18 protein-coding genes are annotated in these 15,274 nt (G+C 53.4%); 10 read left to right on the forward strand and 8 right to left on the reverse strand.

The genetic code is table 11. The features are described from left to right. Positions 1-71 precede the first annotated feature (71 nt). Positions 72-452: a type II toxin-antitoxin system TacA family antitoxin gene (locus tag V3388_RS14545; RefSeq protein ID WP_336368297.1), complete on the forward strand. Its 381-nt coding sequence runs from the start codon at positions 72-74 to the stop codon at positions 450-452. Between the two features lie 236 nt (positions 453-688). Here the strand turns inward: V3388_RS14545 and V3388_RS14550 are convergent, their stop codons facing one another. The 4 genes from V3388_RS14550 to V3388_RS14565 all read right to left on the reverse strand — a co-directional run bounded on the left by V3388_RS14550 (position 689) and on the right by V3388_RS14565 (position 5,753). Continuing rightward, positions 689-1,531 (reverse strand): hypothetical protein, encoded by an 843-nt coding sequence (locus V3388_RS14550; RefSeq protein ID WP_336368298.1) that lies wholly within the window; start codon positions 1,529-1,531, stop codon positions 689-691. A 744-nt stretch (positions 1,532-2,275) separates the two neighbouring features. Continuing rightward, on the reverse strand, positions 2,276-3,226 hold the full coding sequence (locus tag V3388_RS14555; RefSeq protein ID WP_336368299.1) for an ATP-binding protein: 951 nt from the start codon (positions 3,224-3,226) through the stop codon (positions 2,276-2,278). A gap of 8 nt (positions 3,227-3,234) precedes the next feature. Further along, complete coding sequence (locus V3388_RS14560) at positions 3,235-5,109, reverse strand: hypothetical protein (RefSeq protein ID WP_336368300.1); 1,875 nt, start codon at positions 5,107-5,109, stop codon at positions 3,235-3,237. Beyond that, complete coding sequence (locus V3388_RS14565; protein WP_336368301.1) at positions 5,100-5,753, reverse strand: hypothetical protein; 654 nt, start codon at positions 5,751-5,753, stop codon at positions 5,100-5,102. Before V3388_RS14565 ends, V3388_RS14560 begins: the two co-directional genes overlap by 10 nt. A gap of 263 nt (positions 5,754-6,016) precedes the next feature. On the opposite strand from V3388_RS14565, the gene V3388_RS14570 reads away from it, so the two are divergent. The 6 genes from V3388_RS14570 to V3388_RS14595 all read left to right on the forward strand — a co-directional run bounded on the left by V3388_RS14570 (position 6,017) and on the right by V3388_RS14595 (position 9,596). Further along, on the forward strand, positions 6,017-6,559 hold the full coding sequence (locus V3388_RS14570; protein ID WP_336368302.1) for a site-specific integrase: 543 nt from the start codon (positions 6,017-6,019) through the stop codon (positions 6,557-6,559). Between the two features lie 8 nt (positions 6,560-6,567). Next, positions 6,568-6,765, forward strand: a complete 198-nt coding sequence (locus tag V3388_RS14575; protein WP_336368303.1) for a site-specific integrase — start codon at positions 6,568-6,570, stop codon at positions 6,763-6,765. Positions 6,766-6,884: 119 nt separating this feature from the next. Continuing rightward, complete coding sequence (locus V3388_RS14580) at positions 6,885-7,109, forward strand: DUF2188 domain-containing protein (protein WP_336368304.1); 225 nt, start codon at positions 6,885-6,887, stop codon at positions 7,107-7,109. A 49-nt stretch (positions 7,110-7,158) separates the two neighbouring features. Next, on the forward strand, positions 7,159-8,112 hold the full coding sequence (locus V3388_RS14585; protein WP_336368305.1) for a zinc dependent phospholipase C family protein: 954 nt from the start codon (positions 7,159-7,161) through the stop codon (positions 8,110-8,112). Next, entirely contained in the window at positions 8,112-8,534 is a 423-nt protein-coding gene (locus V3388_RS14590) for a hypothetical protein (protein WP_336368306.1), read from the forward strand. The genes V3388_RS14585 and V3388_RS14590 overlap by 1 nt, the downstream gene beginning before the upstream one ends. A gap of 207 nt (positions 8,535-8,741) precedes the next feature. Further along, positions 8,742-9,596 carry a hypothetical protein gene (locus V3388_RS14595; RefSeq protein ID WP_336368307.1) on the forward strand — a complete coding sequence of 285 codons (855 nt, stop codon included), beginning with the start codon at positions 8,742-8,744 and terminating at the stop codon, positions 9,594-9,596. Here V3388_RS14595 and V3388_RS14600 read toward each other — a convergent pair. The 4 genes from V3388_RS14600 to V3388_RS14615 all read right to left on the reverse strand — a co-directional run bounded on the left by V3388_RS14600 (position 9,565) and on the right by V3388_RS14615 (position 13,484). Continuing rightward, entirely contained in the window at positions 9,565-10,533 is a 969-nt protein-coding gene (locus tag V3388_RS14600) for an integron integrase (protein ID WP_336368308.1), read from the reverse strand. The two genes, V3388_RS14595 and V3388_RS14600, sit on opposite strands and share 32 nt — an antisense overlap. A gap of 227 nt (positions 10,534-10,760) precedes the next feature. Beyond that, positions 10,761-12,050, reverse strand: a complete 1,290-nt coding sequence (locus tag V3388_RS14605; RefSeq protein WP_336368309.1) for an ISL3 family transposase — start codon at positions 12,048-12,050, stop codon at positions 10,761-10,763. A 21-nt stretch (positions 12,051-12,071) separates the two neighbouring features. Then, a complete protein-coding gene (gene lspA / locus V3388_RS14610) occupies positions 12,072-12,578 on the reverse strand; it encodes a signal peptidase II (RefSeq protein WP_007146113.1) in 507 nt (168 codons plus the stop codon). A gap of 9 nt (positions 12,579-12,587) precedes the next feature. Then, positions 12,588-13,484 carry a cation transporter gene (locus V3388_RS14615; protein ID WP_336368310.1) on the reverse strand — a complete coding sequence of 299 codons (897 nt, stop codon included), beginning with the start codon at positions 13,482-13,484 and terminating at the stop codon, positions 12,588-12,590. Positions 13,485-13,581: 97 nt separating this feature from the next. Between V3388_RS14615 and cadR the strand changes: the two genes are divergently transcribed. From cadR to V3388_RS14630, 3 genes are all read left to right on the forward strand, one after another. Next, entirely contained in the window at positions 13,582-13,989 is a 408-nt protein-coding gene (cadR, locus tag V3388_RS14620; protein ID WP_007146115.1) for a Cd(II)/Pb(II)-responsive transcriptional regulator, read from the forward strand. A 289-nt stretch (positions 13,990-14,278) separates the two neighbouring features. Beyond that, positions 14,279-14,674, forward strand: coding sequence for a VOC family protein (locus V3388_RS14625; RefSeq protein WP_336368311.1), 396 nt, complete (start codon positions 14,279-14,281; stop codon positions 14,672-14,674). Between the two features lie 96 nt (positions 14,675-14,770). Beyond that, the gene (locus V3388_RS14630; RefSeq protein WP_336368312.1) at positions 14,771-15,193 is read left to right on the forward strand and encodes a hypothetical protein; all 423 of its coding nucleotides are present in this window, start codon (positions 14,771-14,773) and stop codon (positions 15,191-15,193) included. The last annotated feature ends 81 nt before the right edge of the window (positions 15,194-15,274 follow it).

Below are 15,274 nucleotides of genomic sequence, written 5' to 3' on the forward strand. Positions count from 1 at the left end.
CCAGGGCAACTGACACATGAGAAAAGAGCGCGATCTAAAGCCATAGTTAACTCCACCGAACCACACAGGTTGTGTCTTCACCAAGCGAAAATCTGTGGTCTGCGGAACGACTGAAAGTTGATATTGAACAGCCAGAATTGGTGCATAAAATCATGAACACCAGAGATAAAAGCACTCTTTTAATTACAAATGTCGATGAAGAAACGCAGCGCCTCATTGCAGACGCCGCCGAGTTACTCGAGCTTAGCTTGAACGAATTTCTGATACACGCTGCGAAAAAGATAGCCACCGAAACCAAACGCCAAGCGACTCGCCTGCAAGTTTCCCACCAGAGCGCTGATCGTATGCTGCAGCTATTGGATAACCCAGAACCGATAAGCCCAAAGCTTGAAGAGGCCGCTCTCAACCATTCCAAGCTAGCTGACGACTTCAAGAATCGAAGACATCGGTAATGTTCTACCTGGAGGGTTTGACGGCCTACTAAAAAGCCTGGACAAAAATTGATAATCGCAGCGGTGCCGAATGAGCCCGTGGGGTTGTACCACGTTTCAGCGGCAGATCAATTAGATATGACACCGCTACCGTAAAGGGGCTGAGAGCGTTGGCATAACAGGACTAATTTATCAGTCAAACACATCTTGGAACCATTGGTATGGATAAAGGCATTTGTCGAAGTTGGAATGCCCCCTTAAACCTTGCCCCACAAACGCTCGCTCTCTCGGTTACTATCTAGAACCGAAAAGTCGTCTAGACACCATACTTTATCGAAATACCCGTTGGCGGCATGCGCGATCCATGGGTTAAAAATACGGGAGGACGGCGTAAACTTCGACTGAAAGAGCTCCTTCACCTGGCCTGGATGCACCTTGTGGTAATCGGGCTCAATGGACCCTAAAGAGGACCAATCGGATCGGCCAACGCCATGGCAGTTTCGGATCCGGTCTCGAGCATCATTCGTTAAGTTAATGTCGAGTAGGGGAGACTCGGGCCAGTAACGCGCAACCAGTCGTCCGTCTTCCAGTCGAGTTTCGAGAATATGTGATGGATTGAGGGGGGGCTGAAACACGTAATCAAGACCATGATAGCCTGTAGCCATGTACTTCACGGTTCTGTCGGCGGTTTTCACGAAAATCCAGCTTGCCAGACTGACGAACTCCGCGAATGCATTTTCGGACGTGCGCAAAAAAAGCCAACGTTCAAAACTCAGGGAAGGGCGCCATGTCGTGGATTCGTGCCGATTAATGAAAACTCCATTCGCAATATTCGGAAGCTGGCGGTAGTTAGCCAACCGGCGTAATTCATTAGAGCCCTGATTATCCAATCCCCGTAGATACCATTTGGTGAATTTAAGGCTAATTAGTGAACACCAAAGACTAAAAGCCATGCAAAGATTGCATGGCGCCTTACCCTCTCGAACACCTTCAGGCCGAATATGTCTAAAGTCCGACCAGACGAGCCGATGCTCAAAACCCAAACACTCGTTTTGCCAGCGAAGAATTCTCCGAAGAGCTACCGCTATCAATACCAGCATGTGAGTCTCATGCGCATCGAAATGATGTTCACTCTCACTCGTATGGTGCACACGTCTGGGAGACCGGTACTGGTCTAGCTTCGGCCAGTGTCGAAGCTCGGAAGTTCGGGACCTCAGGGCTCGATCGTGAGTGACGACGTTCATGCGATTCAATCGGTCTTGATAGATGCCAGCTGATCGTTGGCACTCAAAGGCTAGGTAGTAGGGGTTATGAATATTTGGTTCAAAGAAACTTGGGCGTCCTTGATAAAAATGTCTGCCTACCCGGCCGCTTACGTCCCATAAGCTCACATAGGCATAGTTGTCCTTGTCTGCCTCGCAGCGTTCTATCCACCGAGCGAGCCAACTTAATTTGCGCATTTCCCGACGTTTCAACCGTGTTTTTCCCCAAGCGGCCTTTGGCGGTGCGCCACACGTGCTACAAAAGGGTTTGCGGGAGTGGAATACTCGAGTCCATCGGCGATGGCAGACCGGGCAGTCTAAATGAAATTCGCAATGATGAATGGGACACAGCCTTAGACATGGCAGACCGTAAAGCTCAGAGTGGAACAAAGAGTCTGCGCACTTCGGGCATTGGTAAATGCGAACCGGTAAAGCCGGGAGAACCCGTTTGAGACGAGCGAGACTCAGGCCAGGATTCGCTACAAACAAACGCCGTGCTCGGGCGTAGGGACTCTCTAGCGGGTTTGCCCACAATAAACCTTGATTCAATCGGTAGGCCATCATCGTCTCCGCTGATAAGCGTTATCCCGAACTCCCAACCAGAGACACCAAACTCGGTGCAATCCCCGCGCCTTCCAGGCTCTTGATCACACACGCCTCCAGAAGGGCACGGTCGTCTTTATCCGTGCACGCCGGCAGATAATCCATAAAGAGCAGATTTGTCGCTCGGGTAAACTGAGCCATTCCCCACGAGTTAAGCCCCAAGGGTATGGCGTAGCGTTCCCGATACTGACGCCAGTAAAGCGGCGCGATGTCGGCAAGTCGCCAGCCTTGGCCAAACAACCTGGGGCAGAAATACTCAGTGGCGCAGGTTGATGGTGAGTCGGAAACGACCAGATGGTCATATCCATCAAGGCACTCTTTCAGTTCCTGTTCGGATCGAATGCCATAGAAGTAGTCGAAATTGTTGAAGAACCGTTCCCTTAAGTAGCGATTTTCAGGGCGAAGCAACGCTTTACCCAAAGAATGGAACTGGTCCTTGTTAGCGATAAAGAACACGGAACAGTTAATATGTAGATTCACTAAATCGTTGTAGATCTCGGCAAAGGCATTGAGTTGATCAAGGGTTAAGAGCTGCGCCTCGTCGACAAGCAGCACCACCTGCCGCGTATCGTTGGCCAACGCCGCTTCGGCGAGCCGGATCACAATATTCTCTAACAAGATATCAGCCGTTTTTCGTTCCAGTTCAAAATCTAGTGCTCGAGCAACCTTGGCAAACACCGCTCGAATCGTCTCAACGTCTCGCAGCCCATAATGGGTATAAAGTACATGTATAGGTTGCCCACTGCGATTCTGTAGTCGATGCTGCAACGCTTTGACTGCCCTCGTTTTGCCCAGGCGGGCCTCACCAATGATGAGTCCGCCGGTATGACCACAGCGCACCCAGGCTTCTATCCGCCTTTCAAGCGCCCTCGCCATTGGTGTGGGGATCCAGAAAACGCTGGCATCCTCTAGTATCGATGCTGCTGACACTGTGAACGCTACCTCCGGTTTTTTGCCATATCGGGGTTCCAATCCGGTAGCCGCTCGAGCGCCTGCTTAAGTGCGGAATCATTCTTTGGGTTCGGCATCCTGTCTCTCGCCTCTTCGCTGGACAATGTGTCTTCCTCCGGCATCAGTTGTGCCAGTTTTAAAAGCGAAAGGGCCTCTTTCGGCAGATGTCGGTGTGCCAGCATATAATCAAAGAAGCCGCCCAAGGGGTCTCTTCTCGAGACCACATTCTGCCGAACTAAATGATTGATTCGCTTACGAAGAGACACTGAGTGTGCGAAGCGCATCCAGGTACGGGGCGCCTGGACGACGCCAAGGGGACGGCCATCCAAGGTCAACGCCTGAAGCGACCGAATATCCCGAATGTCAAACAAAACCGTTACCTTCTGGTTGAGTAGGTCCGCGGAATTCAGTGCTGAGCCCGAATATTGACAGCCTTCAAAGTTGACCCGAGGGGCCTCCGCCTTGAAGCCCTTCCGCACGGTCACCACCTGACTGCGTTGGTACGGACCGAGCCCCGGGCCGAGATTGCTGGCGCGGAGCGGCAGCAAGTGGTTGGTCATTTGGTGCTGCATCTGCTCCAGAGGCGTGATTCCCCCCTGATTGGCTAAGGGGCTCAGATTGTACTCGGTCAACAACACACTGATCGCTTCCTCCAGCGCCCGCAGGGACACAAATGGAGGGTTTTTCTGTAGTTTAGAGGGTTCACGTAGCGGGTCGTTCGGATGGCTACCGGTCGTTGAGGGAAACCGGTGAATGTCCAGATTCAGCCGGCGGAACGCCTGCTCAATGAGTGCGCGCGCCTTCGGGTTTTTAGACAGCCCGAAATTAGCGGTCGCGCTAAGGTAATCACAGACCATGCGACGGACTTGGTGCGAGAGATGAGCCAGAGCATTATCCAGTCGAACGATACCGAAGGTGGGCCGGCAAAACGACTCGCCTAGGGCAGATGGAAAACCGGCGCCCGCGGAATAGGACAGCCCTGGCGCAGTTAGTGTAAGCGGCTCCCAGGGTTGTACGAGCTGCTCCAGCAGTGCCAACACATCGGCGGAGTTTGGGTGGACGGACAGTGCTATGGTGGCGGCTAGGTAGCAGCCTGTACCGACGTCCCTCGCAAGAAGTAAGGAAATCCGCCCCAGGCGAAGTGGCTTCATTTGATCATGAAGAACCACCGCTGCGGCGCCCTTACAGTCGATATGAGCCTCGTCGATGTGAATCTCCTGAAAAGCACAAACCGGCATGGTCTTGGGACCGATGACGCGTTGATGCTCCTTTGGCATCTGCAGATCGATCAGAGAGCGTTTCAGAAAACGGCGACATGATTCATAACCTAGAGAGGATGAAGTAAAGGGGTAGGTGTCTTTGGGCCAATCTTGATCGTTCAGGTAAGCGATGAAACTGGCGTGGAATCGTCGAGGGGTCAAATTCTGACCGTTTTTGTTCCGACGGACATTCGCTCGAATTTGGGTCATCAGGTAGTCCGACAGCCCCGGAACGGTCGCCAACAGGTATTGAAAGCCACAGCGGTCACCGGCTGGCTTGCTCAGCGTCCCAAGCGCGGCCCTCCGGCTGGATGTTTTCAATCGTTGGTGCGGAATAAGACCTGTTGTAAGGGCCGGCGGTGTATCCTCCTCGCCTGCAAGGCATCGGTCCATCAATTGGCTGACCCTGCCTGGCGTTACGTTGAAACTCTCGGCGACGGATTTGACGGGGCGCCCGTCCAGAATGGCGGCGACGATCCTGGCGTTGGTGAGGTAGCGCCGACGCTTCTCTACGGGCAGAGTTTGGCTATTCAGAAACGGCCACCGCTTGAATTCAGTCCATTCTGGCTCCTGAAACAAACGCTCTCGCCATGTCAAAACCATGCCGTTACCTCGGTCTCGTAATTGAGCGGGCTCTTGGACAAGTCACAGTGCAATTCATGACGGTGAAGTAATCGATATAAAGCCAGTTCAGTGGAATAACGTTCTATTCTCGGCGAATCACCAAGAAGATCGCCGATTGTCATGGCGGTTTCCTGTCTGGCGGCATCAAACATCTGCTGTTCTTGGTTAACCGTATCGATGCCGTGGGCACGGGCATCGGCCAGCACTTGAACGATGGGCAGCCAGTGAAGTGCTAAACGTTCCCGGTTAAGCACAGCCTCGTTAGCCAGAACGCCGAATTGCATACCGTGTTGCTCGAAGAAAGCCCGTAACGGGATCTCTTTGTCCTCGTCAAACTCCGCTCGCGGTTTCAGTTCGAGGATTTCGATTTGTCTGTTTCTAACGACGTAGACATCGGGTACGTAGGGTTTCCGGTTGACGAGCATCTGGTAAGGCTGCGGCACAAAACTGGTGACCTCAGGATCCGCCTCGAGAAGCAGGGCATGGATGAACTCAGCGTAGCAATGGAAGCTGGCCCGCCCGGGGTATTTGACACAGCGCTGCTCGTAATAGTCGGCGTGCTTGGTCAGTTTCAAGCGGGTGGGTTGTTGCGCGGGGACTAACTGATTCTGGCTGAAACGCACAGAATGGTCGCCCCGAGGCGGAGGTTGACTAATGGAGCGATACGGAACCATACGGTGGTCCCCGAGCGATTAACGGACTAATCAGTATGGTCAAAACCCCTAAAATGATCAAATTATAACCAACCTGACAGTTTACAGTAGTTCGTCAACCGGCCCTCGTTTCTTGCGGTTTTCCCGCTGGTTGCCATACTTATGAGACCGGAAGAGGGCGCTTGGCCAGGCCTTTAATTCCACCCGATAATTGACAGAACCCCGGAGGGGAAATGTCAAAATCCATCACCAGCGCTCGGTCATTTCCGCGCCCACGCCCAAACAAGCGCCCGCTCGGCTTTCAGGAGCGCCCGCTGGTGTCGTTCCCGATCACCGAGGTGACCATCGATTGGGATCGACTCATCGACAAGCGGCCCTTGTTGCTGGAGACCTTGGACACCATGCCCAGGTACCTGCTCAAGCCCGAGGTGCTGACGCTGCTGGAGGCCGAAACCCACCCCATGCACCGGCTGATCCTGGATCTGATGTGGTGCACCGGCGCGCGGGTCTCCGAGGTGCTGGCGATCACGCCGGCGAGTTTCATGGATTACGGCTACGACTTCGGGGTGATCCTTAAGACGCTCAAGCAAGGGGCAGGGCGGCCGAGCAAACGCAGCCTGCAACGCTCGCCCAAGCGGTTTATCCCAATTCTGGATAGAGACTTTCAGACCCGGATCCAGAGCTACCTCTATATGGGGAAGTTTCGGAAGGACGAACGGATCTTTCCGATCACGCGCCAGGCGGTCAGGCGGTCAGTGCCAACATCGACCGGCTAATCGCACAGGTGGGGGGAGAGCCGCCCTTCAAGATCGGGTGTCACACGTTCCGGCATTCTTTTACGGTGCACCTGATCCTGCACGGCCGGCCGCTGAAGTTTGTGAGCCAGCTGCTCGGGCATCGGAGCGTGGAATCCACCGAGGTGTACACGAATGTGCTCACGTTCGATGGAGCGTATTGTCTCGAAGGTGTGGACTTCCACTGAATCACATCCGCACACAAAACCCGCTATATAGGTATCAATTCGAAACAAAATACCATATATTGTGTATCGTGAATTTATGTGTATATAATGTCATGTAACGTTACCAGAGGGGTTTGACGATGGCCGGTAAAAATCAGCACGTGGTTCAGCGCGACAATGGATGGGCCGTGAGAGGCGAGGGCAACAACCGCGATACCTCCCATCACGCCACTCAGGCGGAGGCTGCCGAAGCGGCACGGGATATCGCACGCCGTCAGGGCAGTGAAGTCCTGATTCATGGCCGGGATGGCCGGATTCGCGAAAAGGATTCCTACGGCAATGACCCCTTTCCGCCAAAGGGTTGATCGGAAGAAGGAATCGTTTACGCCAAGTACTCAGCCACAGAGGTAAACCATGCCTGGAGCCTACGCTCATCTGACGCTCGTCAACATCGCCCGTGAACCTCACCGATTGACCCAAGCGGGCTTGCCTCCTGACGTAGGCAAGGCGCTCCTCCGCAACCTCAAGTATCTCGAGCTGGGTGCCGTCAGCCCCGATCTGCCTTATCTCACCCTGGATCTTCTCCAAATACCTCCTGGACTCGACCCCAGAGCCAAACAGTGGGCCGACAAGATGCACTACGAACGAACTGGCGATGTGCTGGCCGCAGGTTTGCGAGCGCTCCAGGGTTACACCGGCATAGCTTGGGAGAAGGGCATAGCCTGGCTCTTTGGCTATGCGGCTCATGTCGCCACGGATCTCACCATTCACCCCGTCGTCGAACTCAAGGTTGGCCCCTACCATGCTAACCAGCAAGCTCATCGGCGCTGCGAAATGTATCAGGACGCCCACGTTTTCTATCGGCTGAATCTGGGGAACATTGGCGATTCGGAACACCTGGACAGCGGCATCAAAGCGTGCACCGATGACAGCGGGTCGCTCGACCGCGATATCCAAGACTTGTGGAAGGCCGTGTTGGCCGACGTCTATCCGGGAAGTTATCAAACCAATGAGCCTCAACCCGTTGACTGGCATTCAGGGTTCACAGGACTGCTGGATACGGTGGAAGAGGGCACCCGGTTGTTTGCTTGGGCGCGGCACGTGGGTGCCCATACGGGGATCAGCTACACCACGCAGGACGATATTGACCCCACGTATATCGAAAATCTTGCCGTACCCGGCGGAGGGCGAATGCATTACGACGATCTGTTTGATCAAGCCGTCGACAACGTCCTCAGGTTTTGGTCCCGGTTGGCGGTCGGTGTCAGTCAGCCCGACGCCCCCATATTCGCGCAATTGGGACAATGGAATTTGGACACCGGCAAGGATGTCGAAACCGATCAGTTCGTGTTTTGGGAGGTCGCATAATGGTTCGCCGGTACACGGTAGCTCTGTTGGCAACGACGGCAGTGCTCACAGGATGCGTATCCCAAGCAAACAGCGAAAAAATGTATGAAAAGGCGTCTGCACTGACCAAGGTCAGTAGCGCCTTAGAGGCCGCGGTCTATTTCGATACCCCTCCCGATGGTCTCCAAGACAGAGCATTGCTCGAATACGCGACCGAGTACGACCCCACATTATTGGAGCCGTTCGACGATCTCACCCTAAAGGCAGACTACGCCAATCGTCATGGGGTGGTACTGGTTTGTGACGAGCAAGGCCATGAAGCCTTAATGCAAGACCTGGGTTGCACGGCCAAGCTTGATGAACATTTCTGGCAAACAGCCGATCCAGAACGCTGTGAGGTAGATCTTAACGCGACGTCAAAGTGTCCGACGGGTTCGCACTAGTCCTCAGTCCCAAGTGACATCTGATCCAGTGCGGAGAAACCCGCGAGCCCAGCTAGCTGGATCGTTAAGAATTCAGAGGGTGCAGTGCTTGCTCAGACAGGATCAAGTGATCAAAGGGTTTTTTGATGTGGTGGATAAGGCGAAGCCGGCCTACTTGGGCGCTGCTGCCGGCTAGATCTATAATCATGCCTATTCGGATTTTGCGCGATGTGTAATGCATGGAATCATCCGCCAGAATGCCGGTGTGGTTTGGGCGGAGAAGGACATGCGGTCAAGCGCCAAGTTGGCTCGAGCTATAATCAGTGGGTCCCGCCACTCGATTTGTCCAGAGAGAGTTTTACCCGCCCCAATACTTCCTGCCCAGTGTGTGGAGCAAGTGTCTTTTTCTATCAATCTCCGGATAACGGCTGGGTATTTTTTGATGATCTTGGACCGCCTTGGCCAAAACATCCGTGTACGGATTCGAGGGCTATTCCAGCTCGCTTGACGGTGGAAAAACGAAAACTTCCTGAATACTGCCCTGCTTGGGAGTATGAGGGGTGGTGTCCGATTCAGCTTCGTTATGACTCGGAAGTTGATAAGTTTTTCTCGCGTTTGCATTTAATAATGGATGGTGTGGAAACAAACTTATACTTCAGAAAGTCCGCACTTACTCGATATGGAAGAACAGTACCGATTGAGGCCTATCTGCCTGCGCATGTTCGGGAAACCCGAGAGAATGTTTATGAGCTCTCGATGCTGGACACCTTCGCAAGGCCTGTCCAGTTTTTTGCTTTGCGAACCTGGCTCTGGCTAGGGAAAGAGAGCCGATTCCGGTCCGAAAGCCCAGGAGAAAGGAAGCTAAACAGCTCCCTCCACCCCCAAAGACCCAGAAATTCAAACTTAAACGAAAGCGCCGTTCTGGCACGCGTGGCTAATAATCTGAGCGATCTGTGCCGTTTGGGAATGACGAGACTTAAACAAAAGCGAGCATTGGCGGCACCCCAAAGTCCTGACCTTTATCCCCCTGAAACGGGCAAAAAAATAGCCATCAAGAACCCGGCAGACGATCAAACGGGCTGACAGTTCCAGCACGTCGATCCCCAATGATATGTGTGTAAATTTCCGTCGTTCGGATGTCGCTATGCCCGAGAATCTCCTGAACCGTCCGAATGTCACTTCCCGATCTCAGTAGTTCGGTGGCAAAGGCATGGCGAAAGGTATGCGCCGAGACCCGCTTGGTGATCCCACTCGCCAGAACGGCTTTCCTCAACTGCCGTGAGTAAGATGAATGATGAAGATGGTGACGGCAAACATAACCAGCGATGGGGTGAACGCATCTTGTTGAAGATGGGAACAGGTACTGCCAACCCAAGTCCTTCATGACCGGTCCGTATTTTTTGTGAAGGGAAGCTGGCACGGACGTAAGTCCGAATCCCTCGGCCAGATCAGATTCATGTACTGACCTCGCATGCGCGACCTGCCGCTCAAGGTTTTCTCTGAGGTTACCCGGAATCAGTGTGTAGCGATCTTTTCGGCCTTTGCCGTTGAACACGAGCAAGTTGCGGCTTTTAAGATCGATGTCCTTTACGCGAAGCGAGAGGGCCTCATTGATTCTCAAACCGCAGCCATAGAGCAACGCAGTAATGAGCCAGTATTCAGCTGTCATGTTGCTGAGAATAGAGGCGACTTCGTCGGGGTTCAGAACGGTCGGCATGCGCCGCGGCGTTTTAGTCATCGTGTACTGGAGGTTTTCAATCTCCCGTTTCAGCACATGCTTGTAGACGAAAATAATCGCGCACAGCGCCTGATTCTGAGTACCTGGGCTGACTCCCCGATTGACGGCAAGGTGATTCAGGAAGCGTTCAATTTCCTGATTGCCCATCACCTCCGGGTGTTTCTTATCATTGAAGAGAATGAACTGACGTACACAGTAGAGGTACGATTTTTCGGTGCGGTAGCTGTATTGCTTCGTCCTGATCTCTGTGCGAACCGATTGCAAAAACGGTGATTTCGACACAATAGCCCTCCATGGCTGAATAGCTGTATATGCATACAGTTATAATAAAAAGCCTTCAAAAACGCCAAATTTTTTGCGGTTTAATTTGCATGGTTCTGCACGCTTTTCACAGAGCACCTTTGTAGGCAGCTGTTTCAGAACGGGAAAATTTTTGGCCTTTTGTATTTAAGGGTATAGGGATTTAATGGTTGATGGGGCACCTTCACCCCACCAACCTGATACCACCCTCAGATGGTTGATAGATCGACCCCGTAGTTGAGTTCCTCTGCGAAGTCCGGCAGTCCGTAACCGATGGTTTTCTTGTAGAACGGAGAGACCTTCGCAGTCGGAGCCTTCTTCTTGTGCTTCGTAGTGTAGAGCATTCGTGCCCGCATCACCTCGAAGGAGTAAGCTCGCCCTTCACGGTTCTTGTCCTTGGCCAGTCGGTTGATGGACTCCGTGTAAGCATTGGTGACGGGCATGTCCGTCTCGAAGTAGGTCATGATCTCTTCGCGCCAGTTGCCCACAGCCCTGACCAGATCGCTCCAGACTTCCTTCTGGCCCTTCGGAATGGTGGCTATCCAGTCGTCCAGGGCGGTTTCTGCCTGGGGTCGTGTGGTGGCGTCCCAGATGCCGTAAAAGCGTTCCTTGTGCTCGTAGGCGGCCAGCAGTTGCGGGAATGCGCCTGTCCAGGTCTCCATGATGAAGCGTTCCCGGTCTGAGACTTCGTGAGCGCGTTTCAGCAGGATTTTCCGGTCTCCCTTGAGGGTTCGGCTCTGGGAAGGTTTCAGCTCCTTCCTGAGGCCCTTGCGTACCTTCTCCAGCGCATCGTTGGCCATACGCACCACATGGAACTTATCGACGACGATACGGGCCTGTGGCAGCACCGCCTTGACAGCTGCCCGGTAGGGGTTCCACATGTCCATGCTGACGATCTCGACCTTCTGCCGGTCTTTCAGCTTCATCAGGTAGTTGGTCACCACGTCCTGAAGGCGGGTGGCCAGCAGGTCAAGCAGGGTTCGCTCCTCGATGTTGGTCAGGATGCAGCGGTAGCGCTTGTTCAGGTACAGCTCGTCGATGCCCAGAATGCGGGGCGTCTCGAAGCGGTGCCAACGCCCCAGGAACTCGGCACGGGCGTTGAAGATGTCGCGTACCGTCTTCTCGTCCAGGCCGGTCTGTGACGCCACGAAGGTGTAGGGGTGGTTGAAGGATTCCTTCTCCACGTATTCATGCAACCGCAGCGTCATGCGGAAGCCGTCCACCATCTCCGGTAGCTGGGGCCTGAAGGTGATCTTGCAGGCCCGGCAGTTGTACCGGCGGCGGACCACCCAGAGGGTGACCCGCTTACCGTGGATGGGCAGATCACGATAGGGAACATCACGCTTGCCGAACCGCACGAACTCACCCTGGACGCCGCATTCCTCGCAGGCGATGGGATCGGGCGCGTCCACCTGGAAGTGCATATCGTCGTCGGTGGATTTGCAGCCCAGGACCTGGTACTCAGGCAGGTGCAAGATGTTGTTAGGCATTTCCGTCATGGCAGTTTATAGATGCAGACCTCAGTCAGACCAATCTGTTTCGACATTGGTGTTTGTTCTTTCACGCAACAAGCTTGAGGAAACGAAAAGTAAGACACCGAGGACAATTGCAATATCTGCGACATTGAAAGCCGGCCAGTGCCAGGCTCGCCAATAGACATCAAAGGAATCCACAACATAGCCACGAAATATCCGATCAATCAGGTTACCCATCGCGCCACCAAGGATAAGACTGTAGGCGATGGCCTCTCCTTTGTGACGGTTCTCAAGGACCAGCTTGATCAGCAAAATTGAGACCACCACCGCGATTCCGATCAAAAAGTAGCGCTGCCAGCCTCCACCATTGGCAAAAAGACTGAATGCGGCACCGGTGTTCCATACGTGCACCCAGCTAAAGAATGGCGTCACCGAAACCGACTCGCCATATGCCATTGATTGCTGGACCAGCCATTTTACAATCTGGTCAGACGCGGCTATCAGGCCGGAGATGGACAACAGGGCATACGGCGAGAGGTATTTGCCAATCATGGATGTTGCCTAACCCTTGAGGGCCAGAATGCGTCTGGCTCCGTTAAGCACGACAACCCCCGCGATGGTACCGATAATCAGATCCGGATAATTGGATCCGGTCCACGCGACCAGGGCGCCGGCGGTGATGACGCCCAGGTTGATCACCACGTCATTGGCCGAGAATATCCAGCTTGCCTTCATGTGCGCCCCGCCCTCTCGATGTTTGGATATCAGCAGCAAACAAGTGGTATTGGCAATCAGTGCGACGAATGCGATAAGCATCATCACCATCGATTCCGGCTCGCTACCGAAGACGAAGCGTCTCACCACCTCTGCGAGCACGCCAACAGCCAGAATCAACTGGAGCACCCCCGCAAGATGCGCGGCGCGTACCTGCATTTTCACGCTATGCCCAACGGCATAAAGGGCGAGCCCGTAGACTGCCGCATCGGCAAAATTGTCGAGGGACTCACCAATCAGGCCGGTGGACTGAGCGATCAGACCGGCTGTCATTTCAACCACGAACAGGACTGCATTGATGCCGAGCAACCACCTCAGGGTGGCGGACTCTTGGGTAGCAGAGGCTGCGGAGGATTCGGCGGCCTTGATGGTCTCCGGATCGGCAGCGACGGTTTCCTGAAGCGAGGCTCCCAGCCCCAGGGTCGTCAGTTTCGCAGTGAAAGGATCAGCCTCTCCATCATGCACGACCTTCAACCGGCGGTTCGACAGGTCGAAAGACAGCGCCCGAATCTCATCAAAGCCATTCAGGGCCAGGCGAATCATTCGTTCTTCTGACGGACAGTCCATCTTCGGCACGGCATAAACGCTGACCCATTTCCCCGATGCTTCGGAGGAGCTCCCCCTATCGGTATCTGCTTGGGACGTTGCAGCGCAGCCACAGGCGTCTGTGCAGGTTTTGCTCATAATACGACTCCACTTGAACATTATTGGGTTATCATTTAAAACCATATAGTCACTATAAGGTCAATAAAGCGGAAAGAATCCGTTGAGGAGGAGTCTGATGCGCATTGGACAGTTGGCTCGGTCAGTCGGAGTCAATACCCAGACGATCCGCTTCTATGAACAGCAGGGCTTGTTGCCGCCGCCTGATCGGCAGGAAAACGGTTACCGCGCCTATACCGAGAAGCATAGTGAGCGGCTGGCCTTCATCTGTCGCTGTAGAATCCTCGACCTGTCATTGGCTGAGATTCGCGAACTACAGCGCTATCAGGACGACCCTCATCAGCCTTGTGCCGCTGTCAACACCTTGCTTGATGACCACATTTCTCATGTGCGGTCGCAAATAACTGCTCTGCAAGCGCTTGAGAAACAACTCGTTTCGCTGAGAGCGGGTTGTAGCGATGGCCGGGAAGTTGAGGCTTGTGGGGTTCTTGCTGGAATCGGCAAGGGAAGTGCGCATAAGCAGTAGGTTGAAGCATCAACCAGATAATCCGATGGGATCTTAGCTTGCCTCATTGTAATGCAGAGTAAAATCAACCACTAAATCCGAATACCCGTATTTAACTTGCAGAAACGTGCACGGATAAACCGCGTGCACACTTTTCACGGACGCAAAAACCCGAAAACGGCCAGCTACTGGCAGGTAAGGCTATGAAAAATCTACGCTATCAAGGGTGTGAAGCAGTTTTGGACACGGTGGTACGGATGCGGTTTACTACGAATGCAAACTAATAAGCTGTTAAGCACAAGGAAGGCTCATGCACGCAAACATAGCCCGCTACGGAATAATTTTGAACACGGAAAACTTCGAGGAGTGCGTGGCGTTCTATCGAGACCTCTTTGGATTGCGTCAGCTATTCGAGAAAAAGGAGGGTGACTTCAAGCTCACCTGTCTCGAGTACGGGAAGGGCTATTTGATGGTCGAGCAAGGAGGCAAGGCGAAGAATGGCGCTAAGTCACCGACAGAGGGTAGCTTCAAACTGCGCTTTAATGTCGAGGATTTGGAGGAGGCCCTGGCGGAAATAAGGGCATGGGGTATCCAAGCTGAAATCCAGGAAAGTTCTTGGGGCCGGACTATCAACATCAGCGACCCCGATGGCAACAGGGTCGGTGTAAGAGATGAAGCTGGCTTCGTCCATCAGATCAATGCTTAACAAGTCAATTAAGTTCGTTCCCGGCCTGGCGGCCGTCCACCGGACGCCCTAGACGGGCGCCGCTTATCATTGGCGTTAAGTGAGAATGGCCGGTTTATGGAGTTTCTAAAGAGGATATTTAGAAGAAAGGAGCCTGCGAAGTCGGAGGTTGAAATACGCGGTGCTGGACGGCTTTTGTGGGACGGTGAGGAACAATATTGGATCGGTTCCTACAAAGGAATTCGATTGAGTGTGGCGTATGATGGGATTTCTGAGCCGCCAGTGGAATTCTCTGAGTTTATAGATAGATCACTATCTCGCCCTGGCTTTGTTGAAGAAATTGTTACGTCAGCTAAGGAAGAGGCTATAGCCAGGTACCCGAAAGAGCTGCATCACGAGATAGTTAGGTTCGCGGCCAAGGAAATAGTATTTCAGGGCCCCAATTTTATTTTGGTGCAATTCTTCGGGCCTCATGATCACGAGCCATTTTGGTTCTGTGAGCTGCATGGAAATAAGATCTATGTTGGCCGGGACACGTAATCACTTAACAAGTGACTGTGGTGTCAATTCCATAAATTAAGCCATTTCACCCCGCCATGATTCCTGGTTTTTGATCATGGT

The organism is Marinobacter sp. C2H3, from assembly GCF_037080155.1.
Taxonomy (GTDB): Bacteria; Pseudomonadota; Gammaproteobacteria; order Pseudomonadales; family Oleiphilaceae; genus Marinobacter.